The sequence below is a fragment of the Micromonospora sp. MH33 genome (assembly GCF_003013775.1).
Taxonomy (GTDB): domain Bacteria; phylum Actinomycetota; class Actinomycetes; order Mycobacteriales; family Micromonosporaceae; genus Micromonospora; species Micromonospora fulviviridis.
Genome location: NZ_MUYZ01000445.1, coordinates 1 through 3,762, shown reverse-complemented (window position 1 = coordinate 3,762; position 3,762 = coordinate 1). Strand labels below are relative to the sequence as shown.

Genomic DNA, 3,762 nt, shown 5'->3' with positions numbered 1-3,762 from the left:
AAACCGCCCGGCGTCCCCGGACCGGCCGCCGCGCGGACCGTCGTCGGAGAAGCGCTCGCCGCGCGGCTCGGACGGCCCGGTCACGCGAGCACCTCGCGGGCGGCGACCCGGGCGCCGCGCGCCCAGTCGCCGGCCGACATGGCCTTCTTGCCGGCCGCGCGCACCTCACCGAGCTGCACCGGGACGGTGCCCGTGCCGGCCAGCACCCGGGCCTTCTCCACCAGCAGCTCGCCGGGCTTCAGCTCCGGGCCGTTGGCCACCGGGGTGACCGGGCCGAGCTTGACCCGGTCGCCGCGGAAGGTGGTCCACGGGCCGGGGGCCGGGGTGCAGGCGCGGATCCGGCGGTCCACCGCGAAGGCCGGGTCGGCCCAGCGGACCCGGGCGTCCTCGACGGTGAGCTTCGGCGCGAGGGAGACCCCGTCGGCCGGCTGCGGCTCGGCCCGGGCGGTGCCGGCGGCCAGCGCGTCGAGCACGGCCACCAGCAGCCCGGCGCCGGAGTGGGCGAGCCGCTCCAGCAGGTCCCCGGAGGTGTCGGCGGGCCGGACCTCGTCGGTGACCGTGCCGTAGACCGGGCCGGTGTCCAGCCCCTCCTCCAGCTGGAAGACACTGGCCCCGGTCAGCTCGTCGCCGTGCAGCACGGCGTGCTGCACGGGCGCCGCGCCGCGCCAGGCGGGCAGCAGCGAGAAGTGCAGGTTGATCCAGCCGAGCCGGGGGATCTCCAGCGCCGCCGGCGGCACCAGCGCGCCGTAGGCGACCACCGGCACGCAGTCCGGGGCCAGCTCGCGGAGCCGGTCGAGGAACTCGGGCTCGCGCGGCCGCGCCGGGGTGAGCACCTCGACGCCGTGCGCGTCGGCCCAGGCACCGACCGGGGAGCGGACCAGGCCCCGGCCCCGGCCGGCGGGGGCGTCGGGGCGGGTGACCACGGCGAGCAGCTCGTGGCCGGAGGCGGCGATGGCGTCGAGCGCGGGTACGGCGACGGCCGGCGTGCCGGCGAAGACCAGGCGCATCCGGGTCACCGCCCCAGGCCGAACGGGTTGCCGGCGGCGTGCGGGCTGAGCTTGACGGTCGGCGGGGCGGTTTCGTCGTACCACTCGGCCTGGCGGATCGCCTTCATGGCCTCCTTGCGGCCGGCCGGGTCGAGCCGGTCGACGAAGAGCACCCCGTCGAGGTGGTCGGTCTCGTGCTGCACGCAGCGGGCCATCAGGCCGGTGCCGACGATCTGCAGCGGGTCGCCGTAGCCGTTGAAGCCCTTGGCGATGACGTTCTGCCGGCGCTTGGTGTCGAAGTAGAGCCCCGGGATGGACAGGCAGCCCTCCGGGCCGTCCTGTTCCTCCTCGTCGGGGAACTCCAGCACCGGGTTCACCAGGTGCCCGAGGACGTCGTCCACGTCGAAGGTGAACACCCGCAGGCCCACCCCGAGCTGCGGCGCGGCCAGGCCGGCGCCGTTCTGCTCGCGCATCGTGTCGGTCAGGTCGGCGATCAGCTTGCGCAGCTCGGCGTCGAAGTCGACGACCGGGTCGGCCGGCGTGCGCAGCACCGGATCGCCGAACAGACGGATGGGCTGGACGGTCACGCGGAGTGGCTCCTTGTCTGGGACGAGTGGTGCCGTACCAGTCTACGGAGTCGATCCGGTCGCCCCGGCCGGCGTACCGCGATCGGTGACCGGGAACGCTTCGTCACCGACAGTGACCGGCAGGGTGGCGTATCCGCGCAGGGTGAGCCGGACCCGCCGCTCGCCCGGCCCGGCCAGGGCGAGGCCGGGCAGCCGGCGCAGCAGCAGCGGGAACGCCACCTGCGCCTCCAGCCGGGCCAGGCCGACGCCCAGGCAGTAGTGCGGGCCGGCGCCGAAGGAGAGCGGGTGCACCGCGGGGCGCCACGGGTCGAACCGGCCCGGCTCCGGGTAGCGGCCGGGGTCCCGGTTGGCCGCGCCGAACAGCACGATGAGCCAGCTCCCGGCGGGCAGGTCCACCCCGCCGTAGCGGGTCGGTGCGGTGCTCATCCGCGAGGTGAGCTGCACCGGGGAGTCGTAGCGCCGCCTTGCGGCGCGGAGGCCGATTTATGGCCGTCGCCGTCGTGGGCCTGCACGAGCGCCGTGGTGAGGTCGTCGGCCGGGGCGCGCCGGCGGGCCGCGACGAGGTCGGTGAAGTAGTCGCGCACCTCGGTGGCGCCCCGGTCTCCGCGTAGCCGGTGACCAGATGGAACGCCGGCCCGGCCTGGACCACCGGTCCGTAGCCGCGCAGCCGCTCGTAGGTCGGGTAGGGATCGACCCGCCCCTGAGGGGACAACAGCAGCGCGAGGGCGTCGGCAGGGTCCACGGTCGGCCTCCCGGGCGTCGGAAGCCTCCATCATGCTCCCGCCGGCCCGATCCGGCGATCCGCCGCGGCCCGCCTCAGGCGCCGGCGCCCGGCTCCCCCGCCAGCACCGCGTCCCCGCCGAGCAGGGCGTGCTCGGGCAGCGGCAGCTGGAGGCCGTGCGCGGCCTCCCAGTCGTGGATCAGGCCGGGCCGGGCCTGGGCGGCGAAGAAGTCGACCGCGCTCACCCCGCCGACCACCGGCTCGTCCACCTCGGCGACCAGCCGGGCGGGCACCAGCGGGAAGCCGCTCTGCAGGGCGGCGCTGAGCCGGCGGTGGCCGTCGACCACGAAGAAGTACTCGCCGGTGTAGCCGATGTTCACCGGTTCCAGGGCCTCGTCGCCGGACCCGGCCACCTCACCCACGAATTCCGAGTCCCACAGCCCGCGCAGCGTGGCGATGTCCTCGGTCGGGTAGACCCGGGCCGGGTCGAGCAGCAGCAGCGGCTGGCCGTCGCGCAGCACGTCCGCGCCGAGCCGGCCCTCGTAGACGTCGATGACGTGCTGGATCACCTGCTCCGGGGTGGCCCGGGTGGTGTCGCAGATCAGGTCGTAGTTGCGCAGCCGGGCCTTGTCGACGCCGTAGCGCACGATGAACCGGCCGCGCTCGCTCTCGCTGCGCTCGCGGAGCTTGGCCTTCGCCTCCTCCAGGGAGGTGTAGCTCTCGGCCGGGCCGGACGGGCGGGCCAGCACCCGCCGGGCCGCCTCGGTCGGCTCGGTGATCATGTGCACCTTGAGCGCGTCGGTGAAGAAGTGCCAGGCCAGCCGGGAGTCCATCACCAGGCTCTCGCCGGAGGCGGCGATGTTCCGCTGGAGCTGGTCGACGTAGCCGTCGACGGCCTGGTCCAGCTCGGCGTGCAGGTTGAGCTGGAGGGCGGTCATCTGCCGCTCCTGGGCCATCTGGCGGTAGAGGTCGCCGACGCTGACCCGGCGCAGCCCCAGCCGCTTGGCGATCTCGACGGAGACGGTGCTCTTGCCGCTGCCGAGGTCACCATTGAAGACGATCGACTGACGAACGGTCACGACTGGTCCACCCCTGATCACCGGCTGATTGACAGCATCGAATCCGCGTCGGCTCGACGCACTCCCGCTTCACCGCGCCGCGCCCGGGAGCCGTCGTGCGCCTGGGCATGACGGGCGATGCTATCACGCGTCTTCCACCCGTTTGCCGGACGAGGTGTCCGACAAACCCCAGGTCACGACCGTACGCGACGGCCCGGGTGCGCCACGTCACGGGTGGCGGCCGGGCTCAGAACAGGCTGAGCGGGTCGATCTGGAGCCGCACCGGGTCGGCCGCCTTGCGGGCGCTGCGCTGCCCGGCGGCCGCGTGCAGCGCCCCGGCCAGGGCGGCGGCCCGGGCCCGGGGCACCCGGACCAGCATCCGTTCCCGCCCCTCGTCGGCGGGCACCGGG

3 protein-coding genes and 1 pseudogene are annotated in these 3,762 nt (G+C 75.0%); all 4 read right to left on the bottom strand.

Annotated features, from left to right (window positions below; all coding sequences use genetic code 11):
• Nucleotides 1–80 precede the first annotated feature (80 nt).
• Complete coding sequence (gene fmt, locus B0E53_RS34085) at nucleotides 81–1,007, bottom strand: methionyl-tRNA formyltransferase (RefSeq protein ID WP_107079669.1); 927 nt, start codon at nucleotides 1,005–1,007, stop codon at nucleotides 81–83.
• Between the two features lie 5 nt (nucleotides 1,008–1,012).
• The gene (def, locus tag B0E53_RS34080; protein ID WP_107079668.1) at nucleotides 1,013–1,573 is read right to left on the bottom strand and encodes a peptide deformylase; all 561 of its coding nucleotides are present in this window, start codon (nucleotides 1,571–1,573) and stop codon (nucleotides 1,013–1,015) included.
• A 42-nt stretch (nucleotides 1,574–1,615) separates the two neighbouring features.
• Nucleotides 1,616–2,315, bottom strand: a pseudogene (locus B0E53_RS34075) (cytochrome P450).
• A 74-nt stretch (nucleotides 2,316–2,389) separates the two neighbouring features.
• The gene (locus B0E53_RS34070; protein ID WP_107079667.1) at nucleotides 2,390–3,373 is read right to left on the bottom strand and encodes an AAA family ATPase; all 984 of its coding nucleotides are present in this window, start codon (nucleotides 3,371–3,373) and stop codon (nucleotides 2,390–2,392) included.
• Nucleotides 3,374–3,762: the final 389 nt, after the last annotated feature.

Bases quoted from the DNA above. Each gene is read 5' to 3' on its own strand.
- fmt (WP_107079669.1), bottom strand. From the start codon at position 1,007: ATGCGCCTGGTCTTCGCCGGCACGCCGGCCGTCGCCGTACCCGCGCTC.